This is a genomic window from Microseira sp. BLCC-F43 (assembly GCF_041929235.1).
GTDB lineage: Bacteria > Cyanobacteriota > Cyanobacteriia > Cyanobacteriales > Aerosakkonemataceae > Microseira.
Window position 1 is genome coordinate 1 of record NZ_JBHFNP010000226.1, and the last position, 25,542, is coordinate 25,542.

The 25,542-nt window shown below is 45.0% G+C and carries 26 protein-coding genes and 1 CRISPR repeat array; of the genes, 14 read left to right on the top strand and 12 right to left on the bottom strand.

Annotation, left to right across the window (positions count from 1 at the left end):
- The 4 genes from ACE1CM_RS29955 to ACE1CM_RS29970 form a co-directional block, all read right to left on the bottom strand.
- On the bottom strand, positions 1-280 hold a 280-nt coding region (locus ACE1CM_RS29955; protein WP_374882502.1), incomplete at its 3' end, for a transposase.
- Between the two features lie 66 nt (positions 281-346).
- The gene (locus ACE1CM_RS29960; RefSeq protein WP_374882503.1) at positions 347-931 is read right to left on the bottom strand and encodes a hypothetical protein; all 585 of its coding nucleotides are present in this window, start codon (positions 929-931) and stop codon (positions 347-349) included.
- Positions 932-1,419: 488 nt separating this feature from the next.
- Positions 1,420-2,532, bottom strand: coding sequence for a phospho-N-acetylmuramoyl-pentapeptide-transferase (mraY, locus tag ACE1CM_RS29965; RefSeq protein ID WP_374882504.1), 1,113 nt, complete (start codon positions 2,530-2,532; stop codon positions 1,420-1,422).
- 75 nt (positions 2,533-2,607) lie between these two features.
- Positions 2,608-2,856, bottom strand: a complete 249-nt coding sequence (locus ACE1CM_RS29970; protein ID WP_374882505.1) for a DUF3134 domain-containing protein — start codon at positions 2,854-2,856, stop codon at positions 2,608-2,610.
- 627 nt (positions 2,857-3,483) lie between these two features.
- Here ACE1CM_RS29970 and ACE1CM_RS29975 point away from each other — a divergent pair.
- The 3 genes from ACE1CM_RS29975 (at position 3,484) to ACE1CM_RS29985 (ending at position 5,394) form a co-directional block, all read left to right on the top strand.
- Entirely contained in the window at positions 3,484-4,068 is a 585-nt protein-coding gene (locus ACE1CM_RS29975) for a PAP/fibrillin family protein (protein ID WP_374882506.1), read from the top strand.
- Between the two features lie 204 nt (positions 4,069-4,272).
- Positions 4,273-4,446: a PD-(D/E)XK nuclease family protein gene (locus ACE1CM_RS29980; protein WP_374882539.1), complete on the top strand. Its 174-nt coding sequence runs from the start codon at positions 4,273-4,275 to the stop codon at positions 4,444-4,446.
- A gap of 102 nt (positions 4,447-4,548) precedes the next feature.
- Complete coding sequence (locus ACE1CM_RS29985; protein ID WP_374882507.1) at positions 4,549-5,394, top strand: calcium-binding protein; 846 nt, start codon at positions 4,549-4,551, stop codon at positions 5,392-5,394.
- 262 nt (positions 5,395-5,656) lie between these two features.
- On the opposite strand, the gene ACE1CM_RS29990 is transcribed toward ACE1CM_RS29985, so the two are convergent.
- Positions 5,657-6,226, bottom strand: coding sequence for a Uma2 family endonuclease (locus ACE1CM_RS29990; RefSeq protein ID WP_374882508.1), 570 nt, complete (start codon positions 6,224-6,226; stop codon positions 5,657-5,659).
- 308 nt (positions 6,227-6,534) lie between these two features.
- Here ACE1CM_RS29990 and ACE1CM_RS29995 point away from each other — a divergent pair, with 308 nt between their 5' ends.
- Together ACE1CM_RS29995 and ACE1CM_RS30000 are read left to right on the top strand one after the other, a co-directional pair.
- A complete protein-coding gene (locus ACE1CM_RS29995) occupies positions 6,535-7,200 on the top strand; it encodes a GNAT family N-acetyltransferase (protein ID WP_374882509.1) in 666 nt (221 codons plus the stop codon).
- 514 nt (positions 7,201-7,714) lie between these two features.
- A complete protein-coding gene (locus tag ACE1CM_RS30000; RefSeq protein WP_374882510.1) occupies positions 7,715-7,864 on the top strand; it encodes a hypothetical protein in 150 nt (49 codons plus the stop codon).
- A 509-nt stretch (positions 7,865-8,373) separates the two neighbouring features.
- Positions 8,374-8,916: direct repeats of the CRISPR family, unit length 37 nt; unit sequence GTTTCAATCCCTAATAGGGATTTAAGTATGTTGCAAC.
- A 259-nt stretch (positions 8,917-9,175) separates the two neighbouring features.
- Here ACE1CM_RS30000 and ACE1CM_RS30005 read toward each other — a convergent pair.
- The 6 genes from ACE1CM_RS30005 to ACE1CM_RS30030 form a co-directional block, all read right to left on the bottom strand.
- The gene (locus ACE1CM_RS30005; protein ID WP_374882511.1) at positions 9,176-9,829 is read right to left on the bottom strand and encodes a YdcF family protein; all 654 of its coding nucleotides are present in this window, start codon (positions 9,827-9,829) and stop codon (positions 9,176-9,178) included.
- Positions 9,830-10,019: 190 nt separating this feature from the next.
- A complete protein-coding gene (locus tag ACE1CM_RS30010; RefSeq protein WP_374882512.1) occupies positions 10,020-10,532 on the bottom strand; it encodes a molybdenum cofactor biosynthesis protein B in 513 nt (170 codons plus the stop codon).
- A gap of 165 nt (positions 10,533-10,697) precedes the next feature.
- Positions 10,698-11,036 carry a photosystem II reaction center protein Psb28 gene (psb28, locus tag ACE1CM_RS30015; protein WP_374882513.1) on the bottom strand — a complete coding sequence of 113 codons (339 nt, stop codon included), beginning with the start codon at positions 11,034-11,036 and terminating at the stop codon, positions 10,698-10,700.
- Positions 11,037-11,069: 33 nt separating this feature from the next.
- Positions 11,070-11,741, bottom strand: coding sequence for an A/G-specific adenine glycosylase (locus ACE1CM_RS30020; RefSeq protein ID WP_374882514.1), 672 nt, complete (start codon positions 11,739-11,741; stop codon positions 11,070-11,072).
- Positions 11,742-12,019: 278 nt separating this feature from the next.
- Entirely contained in the window at positions 12,020-12,475 is a 456-nt protein-coding gene (dtd, locus tag ACE1CM_RS30025; protein ID WP_374882515.1) for a D-aminoacyl-tRNA deacylase, read from the bottom strand.
- 196 nt (positions 12,476-12,671) lie between these two features.
- Entirely contained in the window at positions 12,672-13,826 is a 1,155-nt protein-coding gene (locus ACE1CM_RS30030) for a CobW family GTP-binding protein (protein ID WP_374882516.1), read from the bottom strand.
- Positions 13,827-14,001: 175 nt separating this feature from the next.
- On the opposite strand from ACE1CM_RS30030, the gene cysS reads away from it, so the two are divergent.
- The 7 genes from cysS to ACE1CM_RS30065 all read left to right on the top strand — a co-directional run bounded on the left by cysS (position 14,002) and on the right by ACE1CM_RS30065 (position 20,639).
- A complete protein-coding gene (gene cysS, locus ACE1CM_RS30035; protein WP_374882517.1) occupies positions 14,002-15,504 on the top strand; it encodes a cysteine--tRNA ligase in 1,503 nt (500 codons plus the stop codon).
- A 941-nt stretch (positions 15,505-16,445) separates the two neighbouring features.
- A complete protein-coding gene (locus ACE1CM_RS30040; protein ID WP_374882518.1) occupies positions 16,446-16,772 on the top strand; it encodes a hypothetical protein in 327 nt (108 codons plus the stop codon).
- A gap of 494 nt (positions 16,773-17,266) precedes the next feature.
- Entirely contained in the window at positions 17,267-17,515 is a 249-nt protein-coding gene (locus tag ACE1CM_RS30045; protein WP_374882519.1) for a bestrophin family ion channel, read from the top strand.
- Positions 17,470-17,709 (top strand): hypothetical protein, encoded by a 240-nt coding sequence (locus ACE1CM_RS30050; RefSeq protein ID WP_374882520.1) that lies wholly within the window; start codon positions 17,470-17,472, stop codon positions 17,707-17,709. Before ACE1CM_RS30045 ends, ACE1CM_RS30050 begins: the two co-directional genes overlap by 46 nt.
- A gap of 26 nt (positions 17,710-17,735) precedes the next feature.
- Positions 17,736-18,167 (top strand): bestrophin family ion channel, encoded by a 432-nt coding sequence (locus ACE1CM_RS30055; RefSeq protein ID WP_374882521.1) that lies wholly within the window; start codon positions 17,736-17,738, stop codon positions 18,165-18,167.
- 24 nt (positions 18,168-18,191) lie between these two features.
- Positions 18,192-18,386: a hypothetical protein gene (locus tag ACE1CM_RS30060; protein WP_374882522.1), complete on the top strand. Its 195-nt coding sequence runs from the start codon at positions 18,192-18,194 to the stop codon at positions 18,384-18,386.
- Between the two features lie 348 nt (positions 18,387-18,734).
- Positions 18,735-20,639 (top strand): hypothetical protein, encoded by a 1,905-nt coding sequence (locus ACE1CM_RS30065; protein WP_374882523.1) that lies wholly within the window; start codon positions 18,735-18,737, stop codon positions 20,637-20,639.
- A 239-nt stretch (positions 20,640-20,878) separates the two neighbouring features.
- Here ACE1CM_RS30065 and ACE1CM_RS30070 read toward each other — a convergent pair whose 3' ends face one another.
- Positions 20,879-21,793: an ion transporter gene (locus ACE1CM_RS30070; protein WP_374882524.1), complete on the bottom strand. Its 915-nt coding sequence runs from the start codon at positions 21,791-21,793 to the stop codon at positions 20,879-20,881.
- A 346-nt stretch (positions 21,794-22,139) separates the two neighbouring features.
- On the opposite strand from ACE1CM_RS30070, the gene ACE1CM_RS30075 reads away from it, so the two are divergent.
- Entirely contained in the window at positions 22,140-23,330 is a 1,191-nt protein-coding gene (locus tag ACE1CM_RS30075; RefSeq protein WP_374882525.1) for an AI-2E family transporter, read from the top strand.
- A 135-nt stretch (positions 23,331-23,465) separates the two neighbouring features.
- The gene (locus ACE1CM_RS30080; protein WP_374882526.1) at positions 23,466-24,665 is read left to right on the top strand and encodes a homocysteine biosynthesis protein; all 1,200 of its coding nucleotides are present in this window, start codon (positions 23,466-23,468) and stop codon (positions 24,663-24,665) included.
- Positions 24,666-25,542 lie beyond the last annotated feature (877 nt).

Consider the following 25,542-nt stretch of genomic DNA (forward strand, 5'->3'; position numbering starts at 1 on the left):
GCATATCCACAAACCGCTTGTGGGGAATAGAAACAAAATGTTGATTATTGACTTTTCCCAGACAAACTGCTTGTTTCCACAAAGGATTCAAACCAATTACTAGCGTACCTATACGATGAGCCACCAAAGTTTCCACCACCAAGGAACTAGCATGGTGCAAATAATTATCTACTTTTTGGTTGCGCTTGCGTGTGAGACTTTTAATCCTCGAAGATGTCTGGCGATTACCCCGGAGTAATGACTGCATTTTTGCGCGATGCTTGTTGTAAAAATAATTCATCGACTTGAGCGGTCGTCCGTTAATCAGTAGAGGGACAAATCCCAACTGATTTGATGTTAACGTCGCCTAGTTATTCACTCCTAAATCAATCGCTGCGATGGCATTACTCTGAACAGGTGACGGGGTGGACTCTTGTTGTTCATAAACTACCTCAATTATGTAGCAATCGCATTGTGGTACTATCCTTACCTGACGAATAGCAGCCGTTGGCACTTTTGTTTTAACTGTTATGTTAGTCATTGATAGACTAATAATCCCCTGGCGTAGTTTGACTTGGCTGATAGCTTTTCCTGTATAAATTAGCAGATTTCTCCCGGCTTTTTTATCTTTATACTTGGGCATTTTTGGGCGGCCTAAAAACTTTTCTCGCTCTAGGTAATATGCAGATATTGCTGCCCAAAACGACTGCCAATTCTTGTCGATTACCATTAAAATTTGCTGACTTACTTTAGCTGGCAACGCGTATTGCGGCTGGCCTTGCATCAGTTTTTGCAGGGCATTGTAATTGAGATATCCCCAGCCGTAAAAATAATTTTTTCTCAGGATATAGATCGCTGCATTGTAAATATTTTTTGACTTAAAACTGAGGTCGTCTATTTCTGAAAATAGGGGATGGGTTGATTTGATAATGTGTCTTTCAACCAGTTGCATGGAAAACCTAAAAGCTGGTAAACCAAAACACTTATAATTTTACAGGTTTTAGTTACAGCGTTGGCAGAACTTTATTTAAGTTTGACAAAGATTCTCCGCCGCCCCCAAGAATCGCCCCAGGGACCCAGTTATAAATGCTAATGTTTGTAAATAATTGCTAATGTTTTAAGTGACTTGTTTCAATACCATGTCCGGTCGATTACCCGCGATTGAGCGATTGGGCACGGCACCAGTAAGGTTATCTGTTCTGGCAAGATATCTCGGATGTTCCCTACATCCCCATCATCTGGGTGGCAACGTGGTCAGGTTTTATTACGGGTGATTCAACGGACATAATATAAATTAATTTTGCAGCTTTTGGGGCACGGCATTCTAGTTTCAAGAAACCCGGTTTTTTAGAAAAACCGGGTTTCTGGTCAATGAAAATTCTTCTACGCCGTGACCCTACTATGGGTTATTGTAGTTTTATTTTATACCAATTGCTGCTTTCAACGCAGAACAAAACTGAGGAGCGCCAGCAGTCCGTTGATGGCGTAAAAGGTAGCAACGACTTTAATTTCTGACCAGCCGCTCAGTTCGAGATGGTGGTGGAGCGGTGCCATTTTAAACAGTCGCTTACCGATGCCGTTGCGGCGTTTGGTGGCTTTGTAGTAACTCACCTGTGCCATGACGGACAAGGTTTCTACAAAGAAGATACCGCTGAGGAGGAATAAGCTCCAAAGGCTGTTGCTGACTAAGGCGACGGATGCTAATGCGCCTCCCAGTGCTAAAGATCCGGTATCGCCCATAAATACTCTAGCCGGGTTGCGGTTATGGGCGAGGAAACCCAAGCAAGCACCGCTCATGCTAGCGCAGAATATCGTTAATCCGGGGTTGGTGGGAGCGACGATCGCACCGAGTCCTAAAAGAGCGATGGCGCAGGTTCCTCCTGCGAGTCCATCGACGCCGTCGGTGAGGTTGGTGGCATTACTTTCTGCTACTAGGACAAATGCAGCTAAAGGCCAAAACAGTAGCCCCAATGGTAAAACGATTCCAAATGGTAAGTCGATGTTTGCGATCGTTGGGGGTTGGCTAACTAGCAGCCACAAACAAAATAGCGCGCCAAACCCTATTTGCAATGCCAGTTTGGTGCGAGGCGAAATTCCTTTGTTCGATTTGCGGCGTAGGATTTGCCAGTCATCTAGCCAGCCGATGAATCCATAACTTAACGTCAAAACCGATACACCCACTACGGGGGCGATGTTAGTGATGCCGAGGGTGAAAGCAGACCACACCAGGGCGATTGCTACCGCAGTTGGGATAAAAAAGACACCCCCCATTGTGGGAGTGCCTCCCTTTTTTAAGTGGGATTGGGGGCCATCTTCGCGAATAATTTGTTCGGCTTTGAGCCTCCGCAAGACGGGCACCACTCGATAACCCAACCAGGCGGTTGTCACGGCGGAAACCAGCAAGGGTAAGGTGAGGGAAGCATCTTGCCACAAAGAGCGGCCTGCTATCAAATCGAGAACCAGAGCGACTACACTGAGTGCTACACAGAGCAATAGGGCTAATCCGGCTCCTGTCAGGTTAAAAGACCTACCAGGCGATAATTTTGCATCCACGGTAATATTCCACTCCACACACCACTTTTCACGTCACCGATGACGGCATCGGTATAAAATTAACGCTGGCTGGAATTAGTCGTCATCCACCCCCGCATCGTCATCGAAGTCATCGTCGTCGTCGAAGCCAACATCGTCACCTCCCATCAGGTCTGAGATTTCCTCATCGGCTTCATCGAGATATCCTGCCTCAAGATGAGCTTCATCGCGAGCCAAGAGGCGACCTGTGGATTCTAACCAGTCGAGAATCGATGATTCGTGTTTCTGGGGAATCACGGCAGCTGGCTGATCTAGGGGTTGTTCCCGTAAGGAAGGATTGTACATACTTTAAGTAGCGTTGCAGCTGATCGTTTCCGCCGCATATTTATCTATCACTAGAAGTGTACCAAAACTGTTGGCGATCGCAGTAGGTATAAAGTAGAGTTATCCATCATGAAAACCCGCTCTTGACTCTTGCTATAAACGCTATTTTTAGCGGGAGAGGAAAGCTCTGCGGGATGTCGCTTTCCTTGGAGGTTTGAAAACCCCTACCGCCTTGGATTTACTGACGAGGTTCGACACGAGAGCATTTGCCTTTTGTCTGGACAGTTACAGACTCGTGTTTTCAACATTTACGGATATGGGCAACAGCTATTAGCTGCACACTTCCCAAAAGGGAGTAAGGTTTGCCTCGCCAATGTTAACGGTCGGTACTTTCCGAACAGCACTGACACTGACCCAACGCACCTGTTTAACCGTTCGGTTACAGAGCTACAGACTGGCACGCATCCGTAGGTGTGAACGTGAACACTTGCCGTTAACGTAGTCCGCGTAGGACTTAGGCTGGTCAACGTGGGCTATCTTTCAAGCCCTCAGCATAGTCAGAGACTTGCTGACGGGTTGTTGACTTTTAGGTCATGCTGGCAAGGATTATCCTGGAATTGGGCCGCTTTTGTAAAGAGGTGATTGGTCATGATTGGCAAAAGTGAGTTATTGGAAGCGATCTCGGGCAAAAATCGCGGCTTATTGGCAACAGCTGCTGATAAACAAGCAATCTTGTCTCTTATCGCCCAATTAGAAGACCGCAACCCTACTCCACGTCCTACTGAAGCTGCGGATTTATTAGAAGGTGACTGGCGATTGCTCTACACTACAAGTCGCGGTATTTTAGGCATCGACCAACTGCCGTTATTCAAACTCGGTCAAGTTTATCAATGCATCCGTACTAAAGAACGCCAGGTTTACAACATTGCCGAAATTTACGGACTGCCCTATTTAGAAGGACTTGTGAGCGTTGCTGCCGAGTTCGAGGCAGTTTCAGAACGCCGGGTCAAGGTTATATTTAAGCGCTCGCTCTCCGGTTTGCAACGCTTAATCGATTATCAATCCCCTAGTAATTTTATCGAGCAGATCGAATCTGGTAAAAAATTTACCGCCCTCGATTTTACCATCGACAGTCGCGAGCAACGAGGTTGGCTGGATATCACCTATCTGGATGAAGACTTGCGAATCGGGCGGGGGAATGAGGGTAGTGTGTTTGTTTTGACTAAAGTCTAAATTGGTAATTGGTAATTGGTAATTGGTAATTGGTAATTGGTGATTAGTGATGGGAAGGATGAAGGATAAAAATGTGATACTGGATAATTTTTGACAAAATCACCTTTGTTTCTCGGAAAAATTGTTGATTTGTAAACTAGAGATATAGGTCGAAACAAAGGTGATGTCAACGCCCTGGCGTAAGTCCTGCACAACTGACAAAATCTGAGACGATCTCAAGGACACTTAAACCTACTCGCCACCTGTCCCCGCAAATATCAACACAGGTTTATCGATCAACTTGGTTCGCCTACAACTCCAAAACAGCAGGAACGACTTGCTTGTGGGAGTCTGTTTCATATCAAGGGCAATAATGTTCCCTACACAACGACGCGGTGAGGTTTTATTATTATGAGCAATTCAACAAAGCTGCCAAATTGGCAACATAGCTAGGTTGGGTTGCTGTTTAATAAGTTTTAGCGAGTTAATGTGGGTGTTAATATGAGCGGACTAATCCTCAATCGCACTAGCGGTAACAACACTCTCAACGGCAGCAATAGCGACGATATTATCAATAGTGGCTCCGGAAATGACATTATTAATGGCTTTGACGGCAATGACATTCTTAATAGCGGTTCAGGAAACGATACTGTAAATGGTGGCGCTGGAAATGACATTGTTAATAGCGGTACGGGAAACGATACTGTAAATGGTGGCGCTGGAAATGACATTCTCAATGGCGGTTCAGGAAACGACGTTGTAGAAGGTGGCGCTGGAAATGACATTCTCAATGGCGGTTCAGGAAACGACTTTCTCAGCGGTGGTTCCGACTTTGATATAGTCAATGGCGGTTCCGGAAACGATAATCTAGATGGCGGCGATGGCGATGACTTTCTTACGGGTGGATCTGGCAGCGATCTTGTAGGTGGTGCTGCTGGTAACGACATTGTAGTTGGTGCTGATGCTAACATCATCAAGAAAAATTCCCTGGTTGAGATTATGAGTTTCGGTACTCCGGGGCGCGGAGAAATTGATACTCTGATTGGAGGTTTGGGCGCAGATCAATTCATTCTGGGTGATAGCAAAAATTTTTACTATGATGATGGCAAGTCGGCAAATCCTGGTAATGACGACTATGCTTTAATTGTTGACTTCAACGGCATCGAAGATAAAATGCAGCTAAAAGGATCTGCAACAAACTATAGCCTGGCTAGATCTGGTCTGGATACCAGAATAGTTCTCGACAATGATGGGATTGCAGGCTATAGTCAGAACGACGAATTAATCGCCATTGTTCAAGGGAATACAAGTCTGAGTCTGAGCAGCAACTACTTCGTCTATGTCTAGCAATATAGTCATGTTTGTGGAGAGAAACATGAATCTTTGAGCGATGAAGATAATAGTTTTGTTAGCTAGGAGTTAATCGCTACAGGACTTACACAAACACCAAAGTTTCTCTGAAAAATCGTCGCTTTGGAATTAGATATCGTAGCAAGAAACAAAGGTGATGGGTTCGTCGTGCGTAAGTCCTGGGCTAGAGAAAAAAGATCGCATACCATGTTACCTCCACAAACTGCAAAAGCGAGATGCCCGTCGCACATAATTTGATTCAGCCCAGCGGTAAATTTAAAACAAATCCAGGTAATACATCTTCTCCCGATAAACTAACCGGAAACTGTAGAATTTCTACCTGGCGATCCGGGCGATAAATTTCCACCTGTTGCGCTTGTGGGTTAATTAACCAACCCAAGCGCAACCCACTATTAAGATATTCTTGCATCTTTTCTTGAAGCGGTTTCAGTGCGTCTGTGCGAGAGCGCAATTCAATGACAAAATCGGGAGAAATTGGGGGAAATTCTTCTTTTTGTTGCTCGGTTAAAGCTTCCCATTTTTCTAAGCTAACCCAAGCAACATCGGGAGAGCGATCTCCGCCATTTGGTAAGCGAAAAATTGTCGAAGAACTAAATACTCTTCCCAGTTGTGTTTGATTATTCCACAACCAGACTAAGCTAATTAAATCGGCTTCTCGATTGCCGCTGACTCCTCCTACGGGTGACATAATAATTAGTTCTCCTTTAGCTGTACGTTCAAATTGCCAATCTCGGTTTACCTGACACAGATGGTAAAACTGTTCGTCGGTCAAACCTACACTTTCCAAATTTAACACTACTGTTGTCATTGTCTCGACTTCCGCTATAGTCTATTGCTTTTTATTTTAGGCGCTTTTTGCTGCGACTGTGCGTAGTGTTGAGAGTGCGATCGCATCAAATACAAGAGATGCCAGAAACCGGGTTTATGAGTAGATTTCTAGTTTTCCAATCCAGAATTTTTCAGATAAACAAAGGTGATTGGCGGGCGAGAAACCGGGTTTATGAGTAGATTTATAGTTTCCTTGATCAACGATTTTTCAGAGAAACTTTGGTGTTTGCGTAACAACCTCCTCCAAAAACCAGATATCCTAAGAAAGGAAGTATTTGTTTAATTGTGATGACGAACGATACTAATGACGGGGATGTCCCCACAAACGTATATATCGACGTCCGTGAAATGGATATTGATGACCTTGCCCATGTCTATCACTTGGGAGAAGATGTATTTACCAGCGATTTGTATCCTTATATCTATCGCACTTGGGATGAGTGGGAGGTAATTGGACTTTATAATACAGATCCGGAATATTGTCTGGTTGCCGAAATAGACAATCAACTGGCAGGATTTATTTTGGGAACCGTTATCACCAAAGGAAACTGGACTTATGGCTATATTATGTGGTTAGGTGTCAATCCTAACTTTCAGCGTCGAGGAGTTGGTGATAAATTGGTAGATAAGCTAGTAGAACGCATGATTGAAGATGGGGTGCGTTTCATGATGGCTGATACCGATCCGGCGAATACTCCAGCGGTAAAGTTTTTTACTCGCAAGGGATTTGGCAATACTCGCCAGCATATTTTCTTGTCGATGAATTTGAGCAAGCACGAGTATTATGGTAGACTAATTGCTTACGAAAGGGAGAAAGCTGAAAGGGCGGCTTATAAGCGATCGCGTCGTCGTCCCTCAGCCAATAAACCCCAAGAAATTGTCAGCGAAGCTGCTACTAAAGTCATCGGCACCGATACCGCATCTGAAAACTCGAATATACCGCCAATTTCCTGATAGATCCCCCCCTGCCCCCCTTGTCAAGGGGGGTGTTTAACAGCAAACATCATATGTTGAATCAACAATCCCAGTGGATACTTTCTCCAACCTAGGACTTACGCAAAAAAACAAAGGGCGATCCGAAAAATCGTGGGTGTAGACTCGCGAGATTGACGCATCACCTTTGTTTTTGGCGCAGGGTGCGTATGTCCTGCAACCATTAAACCGCCAGAATGGTTGATTGAAGCTGTTAGACAGCAGGCACCGGACTTATCCGGAAATTATGCCGCCCAACTTTTATGGCACTATGAAAAATCGTCGCAAGAGAACTAGAGATATGTCTCCCTTACGCACTCGCGTTCGCGGCAAGAAACTTTGGTGATAGGAACGCCCTTGCGTAAGTCCTGAAAAATTGGGTATTGGTAATGCTACCTTATATGATGTCCGCCTAATTACCCTTAATAAAAATCTCGACCCGTCACCGTGTCACCCTGTCTGGGCTTCATTCCTAACTATGGGTGTTTAACCGGACATGATATTACTTGTGGGGTTGCGAACTTTAAGTCATTTGGGTTGCCAAATTTCTAACGCCGATGGCGGTATCCGGATTGAGGGTTATTCTAATATCGAAGATGGTGTTGCGGATGGGATTCCCCTGTTTTTAGCCGCTATCCGCGAATAACAATTCCGCCGTCAATTTTTCTCTGAAGTTTCTGTGGCAACTATTCAATCTGCGTTTCAATCTCTGATCTAGTTTCAATCTTTTGTAGGTATTTAGGTTAGCTTTAAATCTTGCACCTTCCCACTAACCCACCCGGAAATCAATTTCCGAGCTAATAGCTCAAGTCGATTAAAATCGACTATAATCATGATTACTAAGTCATGTCTTACCCAGGACGATGCCATCACCTTTGTTTCTTTGTATATCTCTCGCAACCAAATCAACTATTTGTCAGAGAAACAAAGGTGATTTGCCTAAATTCTGTAAGTATCTAATCAAAAATTTATCCACTGCGAATCTATCACCAAAGTTTCTTACTGCGAACGCGAGTGCGGAAGGGAGGCATATCTCTAGTTCCAAGTAGAATATTTTTCAGATAAACAAAGGTGATTTACGTAAATTCTGCAATCCTCTTTAGAGGATTTTAGCTGTTAGCCAGGGAATTTATTCCCTGGCGGGTTAAGGATATAGTTTCAATCCCTAATAGGGATTTAAGTATGTTGCAACACCTCTTTTTTGTGTGTTGGACTAATCCTCTTGGGCAAAGTTTCAATCCCTAATAGGGATTTAAGTATGTTGCAACCAGAGACTGGAGCGTGCAGACTTAATCAACAATGGTTTCAATCCCTAATAGGGATTTAAGTATGTTGCAACGCTAAGCCCATTAACACATCCCGGATTGGAGGAGCGTTTCAATCCCTAATAGGGATTTAAGTATGTTGCAACTTGTTCAAGATGGTTTCGCATCTCTGCGTTCTGCGTTTCAATCCCTAATAGGGATTTAAGTATGTTGCAACACAATTTTGCCATCTAGTTGATGTCCAGATCGCCTGTTTCAATCCCTAATAGGGATTTAAGTATGTTGCAACTTTTTTTTGTACTCTACTTGCTGCTCTAAGAAGTGGTTTCAATCCCTAATAGGGATTTAAGTATGTTGCAACCCGCTTGCTGCGATTTTTCTAGACTTGCTTTTTCCGTTTCAATCCCTAATAGGGATTTAAGTATGTTGCAACAGCTTGATGCTGAAACGCTTACTGTATTTAGTTTTCGAGGTGCAACTGCGAGGAGCGATCCTAAAAGTACCATTTCAGCGATCGCTCTGTCAACCCCATTAATTTTCACCTAGTCTCCAATCCAATCACAGTCAGGGTTTTAGCCATTCCGAGGCTCGTTTTTCGCTGCTATTGACCTCAAAGGCTTGTAGGCTAAAGGTTCCAGCCCAAAAATTTTACCCATATCCTCCAACACCTACCGATCCTCGGAACTTTTGCTTTAATACCCAAGATTCCCTTGGCGCTCGCACTTAAACCCTTTTGCCTTCCATTCTACCAAATTTAGTTCAGACAGCGGCCTTACCTCGGCACACTGGGGCGAGTAAAATTGACCGATAACTGCCCATAACAAACTGCGAGTGACATCAAACGCAGTGACGAAAGAGTTTTCCCGATTCCCAGGAATTCCCTTTTCTTTGACGATATCTGGCTCTACCCAAATTCCCTTCGCACCTAAAATGATTTGAGCCATCCATTTAGCGCGGGGTAAATGGCTGGGTGAAGTGATTAATATTACTTTATGAGCTTGCCACTTTTCCAAAATCGGCAGACTGTAATAGAAATTGCCAAATGTGGAATTGGCACACTTTTCCACCCAAACATTTTCTAGGGACGTTTTCGCTCTTTGAAAAATGAGTAAAATACAAGGATCTTGCGAACCTTTGGAAATCAAAATCGGTATTTTAGGATATTCTTTAGCTAACTCGGCAACGTGAATTTCTCTGGTGATGCTGCCTCCCAGTACGAATAAGGCATCGACTGGCTTTTTTGATGCTGCTTGCAAAGTCAGTGTGAGATTAAGCAGCCAAATTCCAATTATCAGGCAGAAACCAAGAATACCCGATCTCAAAAATTTCTGGCGACGAGGTTTCATAATTGCTAATTGCTAATTGCTAATTGCTAATTGCTAATTGCAAGAATCTGGCTTCTTTAATTTCCGGCTACCAGTCTAAGGCGGGACAAGCTCTCTGAGAATAATTTTCTTCCTTGTCCTCCTTGTCCCCCTTGTCCCCCTTGTCCCTGTATCGAACTGTCCCGTCTTAGGTTGGTAGCCTAATTTCCGATTACCCATTACCCGTTTTTAACTGCGTGACTAGATGGACTAATTCTGGCAAAATTAACTGAGAGACGGCTAGTTTGACGGCGTTGCTCGAACCGGGGAGGGAGAATACCAGTTTACCTTGATAGACGCCCGCGATCGCTCTCGATGCGATCGCTCTCGAACCAATTTCTTGGTAACTCATGTAGCGGAACAATTCCCCAAAACCGGGTAAAGTTTTTTCTAGCAGCGATGCGATCGCATCATAAGTCGTATCTCGCGGTGCAATCCCCGTTCCCCCATTAAAAATTAAAGCATCCAAATCGGGACGTTTTCCCCATATTTCCATCTGCGCCCGAATTTGTTCCGGTTCATCTTTGACAATTGTATAATCTCTTACTTCATGACCGGCATCTACGAGCAATTGCTTAATTATCTGACCGCTTTTATCTGTTTCCAGAGTGCGCGTATCGCTGACGGTAATAACAGCGCAATTTACGGTTATTTGAGTCGAATCGGGGTGAGGTTGGGGTGTCATAGCAGTGAATTAGTAATTGGTAATTGGTAATGGCTAATTGGTAATAGCTAATTGGGAATGGGTAATTTGTGAAAAGGATTTCATATTTACAATTAAAATTTAATCCAAAATCCTTGCATCCTGGCATCCAATATTACCAATTACCAATTACCCATTACCCATTACCTATTTAGACTTGCTGAACCCTAAACCATTTTCTTCGGCGTAGCGTTCCATAAACCGCATAAAGCGATCCCATTCTGCGGGCGATCGCATGATGTAAAGTGCTTCTAATGCTTCAGGTTGACCGTTGATAAATTTGGCTTTTACTTCCCGCGTCAGCAATTCGCCTTCTTCATCAATTAGGTACATCCCAGTGATTTCGTCGGTACTGGTACTGCTAAGCGCTTTGGGTTTCTCAAAATAAAACGTAGCTGTGCCGGTGCTACCATCCTTGGCGCGGGTTAGGCGCACATCGGGAATTGCGTCTTCATCGATACCTCTGGAAAACTGGATTTGAGCCATGAGACCGGAACCGTTAAATTTTGTAAACGTTTATCATATTATCTTCTCATCAAATGCTGCTTTCTGGCACTTTTGTTGCAAAGGACACTCAGTACAGCGGTTGGTTCTGGCAGTGCAAACTGCGGCGCCAAAGTCTAACAAGGCTAAGTTCCAGGTGGCAACGTTGGTATCGGGGGCTACTTGGTCTGCGGCTTGTTGTAGGGGCTTAGAGCGGGCTTTTACGCGATCGCTCGTAGAAAATCCAAAAAATCGCTCTAAAATCCGCGCCACGTTGGTATCGAGAACGGCTTTGGGCTGTCCAAAAGCGTTGGTACAGATAGCGCGGGCGGTATAATTTCCAACTCCGGGTAATTCCAGCAACTGCGCTTCGGTTTTGGGGATATTTCCGCCATATTTTGATTGAATCATCCGGATTGAGCGGCGCAACCGTTCGACGCGCAAGCTTTGTCCCAAAGGCTGCAAAATGCTGCTAATTTCTTCAAAAGGTGCAGCAGCTAAAGCATCCAGAGTCGGATATTTTTGCATAAACGCCTGGTAAATCGGCGCGACTAAAGCTGCATTAGTCTTTTGCAGCATTAATTCTGCCACAAAAATTGCGTAAGGATCTGTGGTATTTCGCCAAGGGAAATTTCGCAAATGTTGCTTCGCCCAAGTTTTAATTTGGTGGCGAAACCATCTGAGTTTACCTTGATCGAGATGCTGCATAATGCTTCCTCCAAGATGATTGTAGGTTGGGTTGAGGCAAGGAAACCCAACGGACGCGCTAACAATCTTTGCCAGGGTTATTGCATCTAGGGAACATGAGACAGTCTTTGAATCTAACGGGACTTATGCAAGACAAGAAAAGAAACAAAGGTGAAGAGTTAATCTCTGGCAAACCAACGATTTTTCGGAGAAACTGGGTTTCTTTGCGAAAGTCCTGTCTAAACGACAATTATTCTACGTCCTGCCCCTACAGTTTATGCAAACAATCTCATCCCCAGTTAAAATGCATCTCGCTCCAATAGTAGGGTAACCGGGCCATCATTTTCAATCGAGACTTGCATCATCGCGCCAAATTCGCCGGTTTGGACTTTTAATCCGGTTTGGCGCAACCGATCTACAAAGCGATCGTACAAGTTTTTTGCCGCTTCTGGTGCGGCTGAGTTATCAAAAGAGGGACGGCGACCTTTGCGACAGTCTCCATAGAGGGTAAATTGACTGATAACTAACAGTTCGCCGCCAATTTCTTGCACCGATTTTTCCCAGCGACTGCCATTATTTTCATCTGCTGGAAATAAGCGCAATTCCAAACACTTGCGCGCCATCCAGTCAAGTTCTGCTTCGGTATCGGTGTTAGCAATACCGACAAGTAAATTCAGTCCTCGCCCAATTTTGCCCACAATGTTACCGTTAACCGTAACTTGAGAAGATTTGACTCTTTGAACAATTACGCGCATGGGAATTTCAGATTTAAGATTGCCGATTGCCGATTTAAGATTTAATCTGCAATCTTACACCAGATTGCTTTTCGAGTGAGGGAAAGCGAAATCGCTTTGTTTGTGTAGCGGCAGCAAAAATGGCAGCCGCTACACAAACGAACATTGTACCTTTTATGGCTGCAATCCGCTTATGGCTGCAATCTTAAATCTACAATTATTTGCCAAAGCCTTTACCGCGACTCGTAGAAGGCAGACAGATGCAGTTTTCTAGCTGCGATCTCAACTTCTCGTGGTCTAAATTCTGCCCGATCAGTACCACTTGGTTTTTCGGCTGACCTTGCCATTCTTCATCTTCCAGGCTAAACCGCTTGCCGCACAAGTGGAAAATATGGCGCTTGGGACTTTCATCAAACCACATAATGCCTTTTGCCCTAAAGACATTTTCTGGTAGTTGATTATCTAAGAAATACTGAAACTTTTTGATCGAAAGCGGTTTGTCGCTTTGGAAAGATATCGAGGTAAATCCATCATTTTCCAAGTGATCGGAATGATGGTGATGGTGGTGATGATCGTGGTGATGATCGTGGTCGTGGTCGTGGTCGTGGACGCATTTACCATGGTCGTGGTCCCACTCTGAATGGTCGTTTGCGTGGTCATGCGCGTGGTCGTGGTCGTGGTCGTGGTCGTGGTGTTCGTGTTCTTCGGTGTCGAAATACCGATCCGACTCGAATAAACCGACGCTGAGAATTAAAGGCAGTGGAACTTGCGATCGCGTAGTTCTTAAAATTCTCGCTCCTTGTTTGATATCGCGAATCCGGATTTCCAATCTATCGAGATCCGCTTCGTCCACCAAATCGGCTTTATTGAGCAAAATCACATCGCCGTAAGCGATCTGACTGTAAGCTGCTTGAGAATTAAATAAATCTAGGCTGAAATTCTCCGCATCTACTACAGTGATAATCGAATCCAAGCGAGTCATATCTCGCAGTTCGGTTCCCAAAAATGTTAGGGCTACCGGCAGCGGATCGGCAATTCCCGTCGTCTCTACTACCAGATAGTCTACTTTATCTTGGCGTTCTAAAACTTTGTAGACTGCATTCACCAGATCGTTATTAATGGTGCAGCAAATACAACCGTTACTTAGCTCCACCATATCATCGCCGGTCGTTACGATCAGTTCGTTGTCGATTCCAACTTCGCCGAACTCATTCACCAAAACAGCAGTTCTCAAACCTTCCTGATTCTTCAGGATATGGTTGAGCAGAGTCGTCTTGCCGCTACCGAGAAAGCCGGTAATAATTGTCACCGGCATACCGGGCTTTGGGGCATCCATTGTCTGGGATGAGTCGGAAGTAACAACGTTTTGCATAGCCTAATTGTCCAACAAGGTCAGATAATGAGTATCGAGGTCGATCTTTCTAATTTAGCTTAATAGCTTGGTTTTAGAAGCTTCCGTTAGAGAGACAAGCAAGCGCTCGCTATGATAGACCCAGCACAAATGTACGATAATTAAACAGAAGCACTCTATTTTTTAACTTCTCAGAATGACCCTCACGCTCTACAATACCCTCACTCGTCGCAAAGAACCTTTTGCAACCCTCGAACCGGGCAAGGTAAAAATGTACTGCTGCGGCGTGACGGTGTATGACTATTGCCATTTGGGTCACGCTCGCGCTTATATTGTCTGGGATACGGTGCGCCGGTATTTGCTGTGGCGGGGATACAATGTCCGCTACGTACAAAATTTTACCGATATTGATGATAAAATTCTCAACCGCGCCAGGGAAACTGGTTCGACCATGGAAGCAGTCGCGGAACGTTTTATCGCAGAATATTTTACCGATATGGATCGGCTAAATGTCATGAGAGCCGATGAATATCCCCGCGCCACTCACTCGCTAGATGGCATTAAGCGACTGATTCACGAGTTGGAACACAAAGGTTATGCTTACCCATCGGCAGGTGATGTTTATTACACGGTGCGGCAATTTCCTGAGTATGGCAAACTGTCTGGCAAGCGTTTAGACGATTTGCAGGCAGGAGCAAGCGGTAGAGTTGATACACAAGATACTGAGGCGGCAAAGAAACAAGACCCGTTTGATTTTGCCTTGTGGAAAGCGGCGAAACCAGGGGAACCGGCGTGGGAGTCGCCTTGGGGTAAAGGTCGTCCGGGGTGGCACATCGAATGTTCGGCGATGGTGCGCGATCGCTTGGGTGATACCATAGACATCCACTGCGGCGGTGAAGATTTGCAGTTTCCGCACCACGAAAATGAAATCGCCCAATCAGAAGCGGTGACTGGTAAACCTTTAGCCCGTTATTGGATGCACAACGGCTTTATCAACGTCGATGGCGAGAAAATGGCGAAATCTGTCGGCAATTTCACCACAATTCGTCAATTTCTCGATGCACCCAACGGACTAGCACCGATGGCGTTGCGGTTGTTTGTGCTGCAAGCCCATTACCGCAAACCAATTGATTTTACGCCAGATGCGATCGCCAGCGCCAAAAACAGCTGGGAAACCCTCAAAGAAGGCTTGCTGTTTGGCTATGAATATGGTAAGAAACTGGGCTGGAGAGTAGAAGAGACGCGGGGACGCGAGGAGGCGGGGACGCGGGGAGAGGAAAAGGGGGAATCGGCAATCCAAAATGCTTACGAGGAGCGTTTCCAAGAGGCAATGGATGATGATATTAATACCCCTGGTGGTTTGGCAGTTTTGTTCGAGTTAGCGAAAGAACTGCGTCGCGAAGCTAATATTCTGGTACACCAAGGGAAGACGGAAACACCGCCACAGGAACTAGAACAACAGTGGGGTACACTGGTTAGTCTCGCCGCTGTTTTGGGATTGGAAGTTGAACCATTAGCGGAAACAATTGAGGAAACTGGTGGTTTAAGCGATGGGGAAATTGAAGCGTTGATTCAACAACGGCAAGATGCGAGAAAAGCGAAGAACTTTGCAGAAAGCGATCGGATCCGGAACGAACTACAAGCTCAAGGTATCGCGTTAATTGATACCCCGCAAGGTACGCGCTGGCATCGCAACTAAACCAGAACTACCCAAAGAAACCGGGTTTCTCACCCAGAAACCCAGTTGCTTGGATCTGCGCCGATAACTCCGACAGGACTAACCAAAGAAACCGGGTTTCTCACCCAGAAACCGGGTTTCTTGGATCTTCGCCGATAACTCCGACAGAACTACCCAAAGAAACCGGGTTTCTCACCCAGAAACCTGGTTTCTTGGATCTTCGCCGATAACTCCGACAGAACTACCCAAAGAAACCGGGTTTCTCACCCAGAAACCGGGTTTCTTGGATCTTCGCCGATAACTCCGACATTAATTGATACCCCGCAAGGTACGCGCTGGCATCGCAACTAAACCAGGACTAACCAAAGAAACCGGGTTTCTCACCCAGAAACCTGGTTTCTTGGATCTTCGCCGATAACTCCGACAGAACTACCCAAAGAAACCGGGTTTCTCACCCAGAAACCTGGTTTCTTGGATCTTCGCCGATAACTCCGACAGGACTACCCAAAGAAACCCGGTTGCTTGCATCTTCGCCTCTCACCCAGAAACCCGGTTTCTTGGATCTTCGCGGATAACTCCGACAGAACCACCCACAGAAACCCGGTTGCTTGGATCTTCGCCGATAACTCCGACAGAACTACCCAAAGAAACCGGGTTTCTCACCCAGAAACCCGGTTGCTTGGATCTGCGCCGATAACTCCGACAGAACTACCCAAAGAAACCGGGTTTCTCACCCAGAAACCCGGTTGCTTGGATCTGCGCCGATAACTCCGACAGGACTACCCAAAGAAACCGGGTTTCTCACCCAGAAACCTGGTTGCTTGGATCTGCGCGCGTAAGTCCTGTCCTATAAACCTCACCCCGTAGTGTGAAGCCTAGTTCGATGTTGAACTGTCAAAATAGATCTGGAGGACTATATCCAATGGTTGAAAGCCATCCGTTTTAGCGACGAGGAGGCAGCGATGGCAGAACAATTAGAAAACGAAAAAGATATCCGACTTAAAGTTACCACGAGGATCTGGGGTTGTGCGGTGGGAATGTTGGGGATTTGCATTCCGCTGACAGCTGTTACAAATAGCGGCCCAATTATACCTCTAGGAGTGGTGGCGGGGGCAGCTGCGGGTACGGCAGTCGTTTGGGTAGGAGATAAAAAATCCCCGAGATCGCTACCGCCGATTCAGTTACAGCAGATAGAACAACGCCTTGCTAATTTAGAAACCATAATCGGTAGCGATGACTTGGATGTGCGCTTAAAAATCAAACAACTCGAATCTGGCGCCAGCAACTAGCTTGGGAGATGAGAAACCCGGTTTTTTGAAAAAACCGGGTTTCTGCCGTTTTAGATCGGCGATCGCTCTGGTACAATCTCAGTATTCTACTATACCGCACCGACCAATACAGTATTAACGTAAGTTGCTAGTTACATCGAACGACGCTGGTAATGGGTAATAGGTAATTGGTAATTGTCACGATTCCACCACCAATTACCAATTACCTATTACCCCAGTCATCAACCCGGTTTCAGAGTTAATTTCTCGGTGTCAAACCCACGATTTTTCAGAGAAACCGGGTTGATTTGCCGCCAAAGCTTATAACTAGCAACTTGAGTTATTATTTTTTTGATAGACTTTCAACGCCCGATACCAAGTTGGTTTGAGACAACGTATACTTTTTGGAACGTCCCCACGCCCTGAGTAGTGTAATGTCTTGGAACGCAACTTAGTATGAGCAAAGATTAACAGGTTGAAACAGGATGCATAAGTCAAAAAATCAGTGGTTTCAAATGACTCTGCAATTGAAAGGGTCAGTGATTCCTTCTATTTGGCCTCAGACATTATTTTTCGCCTTATTTGGCGGATTGATTGCAATTTTACACCAGTTTGGATTGGCGGCATCCATACCTATTTTGGGGAGTGTAATTCCCAGCATCTTCTTGGGTTTGTTATTGGTTTTTCGGACGAATACGGCTGACGAGCGATTTTGGGAATGCCGCAAAGCTTGGGGAACTTTATCATCAGCATTCGCAACTTAATTCGGCAGATTTGGGTATCTGTTGATGAACGCGAACCAAAAGACAGAGAAGAAAAGATTGCCGCGCTGCGGTTGTTAGTTGGGTTGGCGCTTGCCAGTAAATTGCATTTAAGGTCAGAGGCGATCGACGAATTAAAAGACTTGGTGTCACCCCCACAGTACGACAGACTCAAAACTATAACCAATCCCCCCTAGAAATTGCCTTCAAGATTGCGAATTACATGGAGAAGCAGTACGAACGCAATTGCCTCAATAGCTATCAGTTAAATGCTATGCAACAGTTGCTTAATGATATGGTGGCTGCTACAACAGCTTGCGAACGCATTCGCAACACACCGATGCCCCTAGCGTATGGGATTCACTTGAAACAATTACTATTGATTTATTGTCTGTTATTACCCTTTCAAATGGTCAAAGATTTAGGATGGTCAACCGCGCCAGTTGTGGGGTTAGTTAGTTTTACATTACTGGGAATTGAAGACATCGGTCTGGAAATCGAAAATCCCTTTGGTCGCGATGCGAATGACTTGCCTTTGGATGCACTATGCGACGCCATACGGGGCTACGCTGAACAATCGATCGCCGTCCCTCCCAACGTAAGAGATTGGAAGACGACACCTTTAGATCTACACTCAACTAATCTTTCCGCTTAATCAATTACCAATTACCAATTACCAATGGACAATCAAACTGGATTCATTCTGAAGGTACTGGTCATTTCAGCGGCATTATCGGTATTAATTAAGTATGGCGGGCCGAATTTGGCAGTAGGCGCAACGCCAATCAACGCCCTGATGCTCGTTTTTCTGCCTACGTTGATTTTAGCCCTCGCGCTGTGGTGGCGATCGCAAAAGCAACCACAGCAAAACTGATACCAAGTTTGGTTGGTTCATAATCGCAGCTAATACATCCAGTCTCCGATCCAGAGCAGGTTTTACCCGTCCCTACTTTCTTACCCCTGGTATGACCTGCTAAGATGCTGTCTCGATGGTATTCTTGGGGGCAAACAGCAAGCGAACTGCTGATGCTGCGCCTTTTTCTCTTCAACCGCCCAGAATTAGGTAGAATTATCCTTAACCTCCGGAAAACGTTATAAAATTTGAATATTAGCAATTTCTAGTAGAGGGTGGTACAAAAGCTTGAGCAGCAACAGTAAGAAATATTCTCGACATCACGTCGCATATTGGAAAAAGCGCCTGCGCTACAAGTTCGACAATTTTATGTCGAAAGGGGGATTTTCCGTCTTTCTGGCATTATTGTCATTGTTCTTTGGCGCTTTTATCGTCATGACAATTGTTCGGTACATTTCCGAGTGGATTTTTCCCAATCAAAATCAAGAACCGACGGATTTGTCCTGGGAAGTCTTCGTCCAGCTGATCGGGCTAAGAGACGCGGGAGACAATGTCAATGTGGCGACAAAGTTTATTGCTGTAATCACAATATTTATCGGCTTAGTTTTGTTTTCCAGCTTAGTTGCTTTCATTACCCAAGAATTTGAAGAAAGACTTAAATTGCTGCGGCGGGGGAAAAGCCTGGTAGTAGAAAAGAACCATACCTTAATTTTGGGATTCAGCGAGAGAATTACAGATATTATTCAAGAGTTAGTAGTGGGTAATGCATCAGAATCAGACGCAGCAGTTGTAATTATGTCGCCAAAAGATAAGGAGGAGATGGATGATTTTCTCCGGAATAATCTAGGAGAAATGAAAACAACTAGAGTAGTGACGCGCACCGGATCGATCGCTAATTTAAGCGACCTCAACATGGTGGGAGTAAAAGTAGCAAAATCCGTAATAGTTTTGAATGATGCCAAAGCCTCAGATAGCGATGAATTAAAAGCTTTATCCGATGCGCGAGTCGTCAAGGCAATCTTGGCAGTTGTGGCAGCGAATGAAGAAGAATCCTTGCCACCAATTGTCGTAGAGTTATACTCGGCTCAATATCGCAAACTGGCAGAAAATATTGCTCCAGGAGCCGTCACCACTCTAAATGAGGCCGATATTTTGGCTCGGATTTTAGTTCAGACATCCCGCAGTGTAGGACTGGCGACAGTCTATTTAAACATGGTGGGTTTTGAAGGCAATGAATTTTATTTCTATAGAAATAAGTTAGGCTGGTACAATCTAACTTTCGGCGAATTGCCATTTCATTTCTCTAATGGGATGCCACTAGGCGTGCGTCAGCCAGATGGCACCTTGACAATAAAACCACCCAGAGATTACAAGCTGGCTGACGATGATGAAATTATTATCCTAGCAGAAGATGACTCAACCATAAAATTTGATCCTAGACCTGCAGTGCAGGCTAAAATTAAAGGCTATACTGACTACCGAAAAACCTTAGAGCGACAAACAGAAAAGTACCTGATTATCGGCTGGAACAGTAAAGCCCCAATTATCCTCAGAGAATATGCCAAATACATAGTCGAAGGTTCGCAGGTTAACCTAGCGGTAGAGAATTTAACTGATGAGGTGAAAGCTAAATTTGACAAGATTGCCAAAGCATATCCACATATCAAAATGGAGGCTCTAGAAGTAAATTTGGCCTCAGTCGATCTCCTGGTGACTCTGAAACCCTATGAATTTGACAGCATCTCAATTTTGGCAGGTATCGGAGAAAAAGCCGAGGAAATTGATGCTAAAACCCTCACCATTTTGTTGGAAATGCGGCAAATTTTCAAAGACTATACTGCTACAACAGGAAACGAAGTCAGCACCGAATTGATTGCAGAGATAATTGACTCGCAAGAGACGGATTTGGCGATCAAAGCTGGTGTGAAAGACTTTCTCCTCACCAATCAATTTGTGTCGAAAATTTTAGCCCAGGTTTCCCAAGAACCTGATGTAATGTCAATCTATGACGATCTGTTTTCGTCGGCAGGGAGCGAACTTTATATCAAGCCAATCTGGCTTTACTTCCCACCGGAAAAGATTGGCAAGCTAACGTTTGCTGATTGCGTACTTGCTGCACAAAACCGCGATGAATTGTGCATCGGAGTAAAAATTAACGCTCTGGCGCAGGATAAAAACAACAACTTTGGCATTGACTTAGTACCGAGTTTGGATAAGCAGCTAAATCTGACGGTGAATGATGCGCTGATTACTTTAGCCGAGGATGAAACATAAAAGCGCGCGAACTCAATTTAAATTTGCGGGTTGTCGCTGGCAAAATCAAAGAAGAGAAAAGAAACCGGGTTTCTTTTCTCTTCTTGCGTCATATGATGTCCGGCAAATAGCCCTTAATTAAATCTCTCCGCGTCTCCCCGTCTCCCCCTCTCCGCGGAGCGTCCTAACTATGGGTATTCAGACGGACACGATATCAGTCCTGTTTTCCTCAACCCAGTAGGGCGCGGTAGTTGATCTTTCTACCTATTCTCAGCTTCCTTGTGTCCATTATTATGACTAATTTTCTCTAGACTTGTTTGCATCTGATACAACTGGTTTTGAATTTGTTCCAGCTTCTTTTCCAGGGTTTTTTCGTTTTCTTCAATTTGATGGGTGATTACTTCATCCTTTTCTTGCAGTTGTTCCTGATGTGCTTCTTCCAAGCTTGCGATCATGACACCAACCAATAAATTGATAACAATCATTGCTCCCAACATCACAAAACTGACAAAGAATAAAGGACTTAAGGGTTGAGCAGAAGGATTCTTACACAATTCTTCCATGCCACCATATCCATACCGATCGCACCCGTAAATTTGGGTGTACATAATATCTGACCAACCTTCTAGCGTGGCAACTTGAAACAAAGACAGCATTGAACGAGGCAAAGTACCAAAATGAATCGGATCGTTTTTGGCAAATATGAACGTTGCCACTACTCCATACATATAGAACAGCAGCATTAGCAATAAACAAACGTAACCAATTGAAGGGAGACTTTTCAGCAGCGCCGATACCAGAATCTGCAATCGCGGTACAGCGCGTAACAATTTGAGCAGGCGCAGAATTCTAACCATCCGCATGACTAGGATGTAGTCAACATCAACTGGCAAAAAGAACGCCACAATAATCAAGAAATCAAATATATTCCAACCATCAAAAAAGTAGCGCCACCACCGGGGATATTCCGCTGTAATTTTCAACAAAAATTCGCCGATAAAAATCCAGATGATAATGCTATCAATAATTTTCAGTAGCGGAGTGTGTTTGGCTGCGAATTCGGGATAGGTTTCTATACCAACCAAAACCCCCGACATCACAATCGCTACCATAATTATGATCTGAAAAGTGGTGGAATTCACAGTTTTCACAATCATTCTGTGTGGTGCTTGCATTCAACAATCCCCTAGCTCGATCTGACTAATCTGAATAATAAGTCAAAAGATGCTTCTCCGTTCGCAGTTTATCGATTTGCCATCATTGGTTTTCAGCCTTGAATCAAGATTAGCTTGATTTCCAGCTACCACGTGCAAATTAGCAACCACTCAGGAGTAAACTGGCAGAGCGACAAAAGATGACTAACGTGATGGTGATTAAAGTTATCTTGGCGTTATAATCTCATAGTTTTCTTACTTTTCCTAGTTGCCTGCGGTTCTAGCAAAACTGTAAAGCTAAGATAGACCCCGCTCCTGGCTATAATGGGCATCTCCCCTCTAGTTAGCCAAACAGGGAGTCAGTACCGTGAATCTGGGTCAACTCATCGGCCTATTAGTCCTAGGGATATGTTTGTATATTTTGTGGCAAATCCGGGAAGTGCTGTTGCTGGTATTTGCCGCAGTCGTTTTGGCAACCGCCTTAAACCGACTGGCAAGACGCCTGCAACAATCAGGGTTGGCGCGCGGATGGTCTGTAACGCTTTCGGTTGGGATTTTACTCACCGTCCTGATCGGCTTCTTCTGGCTGATCGTACCGCCGTTTGCCTCCGAGTTTCGACAACTGGCAGAATTGTTGCCCAAAGCGATCGATCAGTTGAATCCTTGGATAAAGCAGGTACAATCAAACATTCCCAGCCAGTTGGCTCCCTATCTGGTGCCCCAGAAACCTGGTGGGGAAAATACCCTTAGCCAACAACTCCAGCAACAATTGCAGCCGTTCCTCAGTCAGCTATTGGGCGGTGCGGGTGCGTTTGTCTCGAACACGCTAGGAGGGCTTTTGAGCTTTCTGCTGGTGCTGGTTTTGACGCTGATGATGTTAGCTCAGCCCAGACCTTACCGCAAAGTATTTGTCAGACTGTTTCCCTCTTTTTATCGGCGGCGGGTAGAAGGAATTTTAGATGAATGCGAGGTAGCACTTGGTAGGTGGATTATCGGCGCGCTGATTAGCATGAGCGTGGTGGCGATGCTGTCGCTGATTGGGTTGTCGATTTTACGGGTAAGGCTAGCGCTGGCTCAAGGAATTCTAGCAGGATTGCTCAACTTGATTCCCAATATTGGCCCCACTTTGAGCGTCGTGTTACCGATGATGATCGCCCTGTTAGATGGGGTTTGGTGGAAATCGGTTGCCGTGTTAATTCTGTATTTCGTGATTCAGCAGTTTGAAAGTAACTTTTTGACACCTTACGTGATGGCGCAACAGGTATCGTTGTTACCAGCGATCACGTTAATGTCCCAAGTATTTTTCGCTACGTTTTTTGGATTCTTGGGGCTGATTTTGGCGCTGCCTCTCACAGTCGTCCTTAAAGTTTGGCTCACAGAAGTGTTGATTAAAGATGTGTTGGATCTGTGGCACAGCGATCGCGAAGCCGAGTTTAACGCAGCTGGCGAAGCCGAATCCCAAAAAGTCGCCCAAGTCGATCAAAACGCTCCCATCTTGCCCGACAAAACCCCAAAAACTCCAGACTCTTTAAGTGACGAGCCTGGTAATGGAGAATAGGCAATTGCAGATTGCAGATTTAAGATTGCAGATTTAGCAATAATTGCCGATGGCAAATTTAATATTTAAGATAAAAAAATGTTATAATTTTAGTTTAAAATCTGAAATAAGTAAATCTAAAATCTGAAAAAAAATATGCGTACTATTGCTGAAATTAACGACAAAATAAACCAAAAATATGCGGTAGTTTGGACAGTCGAAGAATTAAAAGCGCGGGTGGCAGAAATTGGCGTTGCTGAAGCAGCTAAGCAAGTAGATGTCATTACCACCGGCACGTTTGAGCCGATGGAATCAACGGGGGCAATTATTAATTTGGGGCATACCGATCCGCCGATTAAAATTCGCTCTTGCTGGATAGATGGGGTGTTAGCTTATTCTGGGTTTGGTGCGGTAGATTTGTTTTTAGGAGCCGCTCAAGGGGTAGATTACCCTAGCACGGGTGAGGTAAGCGATGGGGAAGAATCTAAAGAACGAGGCGGCGGTCATGTAATCGAAGATTTAATTGCGGGTAAACCCGTACAATTGCGAGCGATCGGACAGGCGACGGACTGCTACCCCAGAACGACATTTGAAACCACGATTACCCGCGATACGATTAACCAGTTTTATTTATATAATCCTCGTAACCTGTATCAGAATTTTATTGTGGGGGTCAACGGCGGCGATCGCGCGCTGTTCACCTATCTGGGTACGCTACAACCGCGTCTGGGAAACGCAGTATATTCTAATCCGGGTGCGATCGCTCCCTTACTCAACGACCCAGATTTAGAAATTATCGGCATCGGTACCCGCATTTTTCTAGGCGGCGGTATTGGTTACGTCGCCTGGGAAGGTACCCAACACTTCCCCTTACAAAAGCGCCTACCGAATCGCACGCCGATTGGTCCTGCTGCTACCCTCGCCTTGATTGGAGATGCCAAACAAATGGATAGGCGGTGGGTACGGGGTTGTTACTTTAAAAATTATGGCGCTTCAATCATGCTGGGTGTCGGCATTCCCATCCCAGTTTTGCACGAAGAAGTAGTTGCCAAATGTGCGGTGCAAGACAAGGATTTAGTCGCACCAGTAGTAGATTTTTCCATTCCTCGCCGCGTCCGTCCCACGTTTGGATTAGTTAGTTACGCTCAATTAAAATCTGGTCGGATGACAATAGAAGGCAAATCGGTGAGGGTTGCTCCCCTTGCTAGCATTTATCTATCTCGGCAAGTTGCTTTGGAGTTAAAACAATGGATCGAGGAAGGGAAATTTACCCTCACCGAACGAGTTGCTTCCATTCCAATGGATCGGGCTTTTTTACCCCAAGATCGCTGGGGCGCGACGATTGCACTAGAATGAGTGACACTCCTACACTCTTCGCGACTTAATGATGAAAGCTGCTTCAGGAAATTTAGTTTCTTTCGCCATCTATAAAAACCAGGTTTCTCGTTGTGGGTATAGAGCAGCGAGATTGACCCATCACCTTTGTTTTTGACCCAGTGTGCGTAAGTCCTGGGAAATTTAGTTTCTTTCGCCATCCATCATTTTAGCCAGGACTTACGCAAGAAGAGAAAAGAAACTTTGGTGAAGAGTTGGGATATCTAAAACATTTGAGCGATTGCCGAAACCATGGATTGTGGAACGGATATTTGGGTGGATCGATCGATTTCGGCGTTTAAGTAAAGAATATGATTTATGGCTGATTGATTCGTCTGATGGTCAAGCTAATGGAATCTTAAGCTGAATCATATCATGTCCGCTGGCTTCGGTAGCGTTAGGCTGAGGGTGAGCAAGGGGTGTGGTCAAAACCCGTTGGTGATATGGAAAAAATTTCACCGCGTCAGGAGCGTCCCCTTCCGGGTCAATCTCAACCAACTACTTTTGAGAGCACCCGTGAGCAGGTGAGCTTTTGAGCAGGTGGGAGGGAAAAAACAGTGTTTTGCACAATCGGATATATACAACCGATGCAATCCGACATGATATCAGATATAAGAATAGTAATTGTGGGAAAAATAAATGGCTTTCCCGTATTTGAGGTGATAATAAAACCCGATCAATCATTGTGAAAGCTTGCGGAATAAAGGTTGTAGATTGGGTTGAGGAACGAAACCCAACTTGTTAGCTTGAGATAGTTGGGTAACGCTATGCTCAACCCAACCTACAAATGATTAGATAAATTTATCACCCTAAGTACAGGAGAGCCGAATCAGGACTTACGCAAAGAAACTAAGGGCGA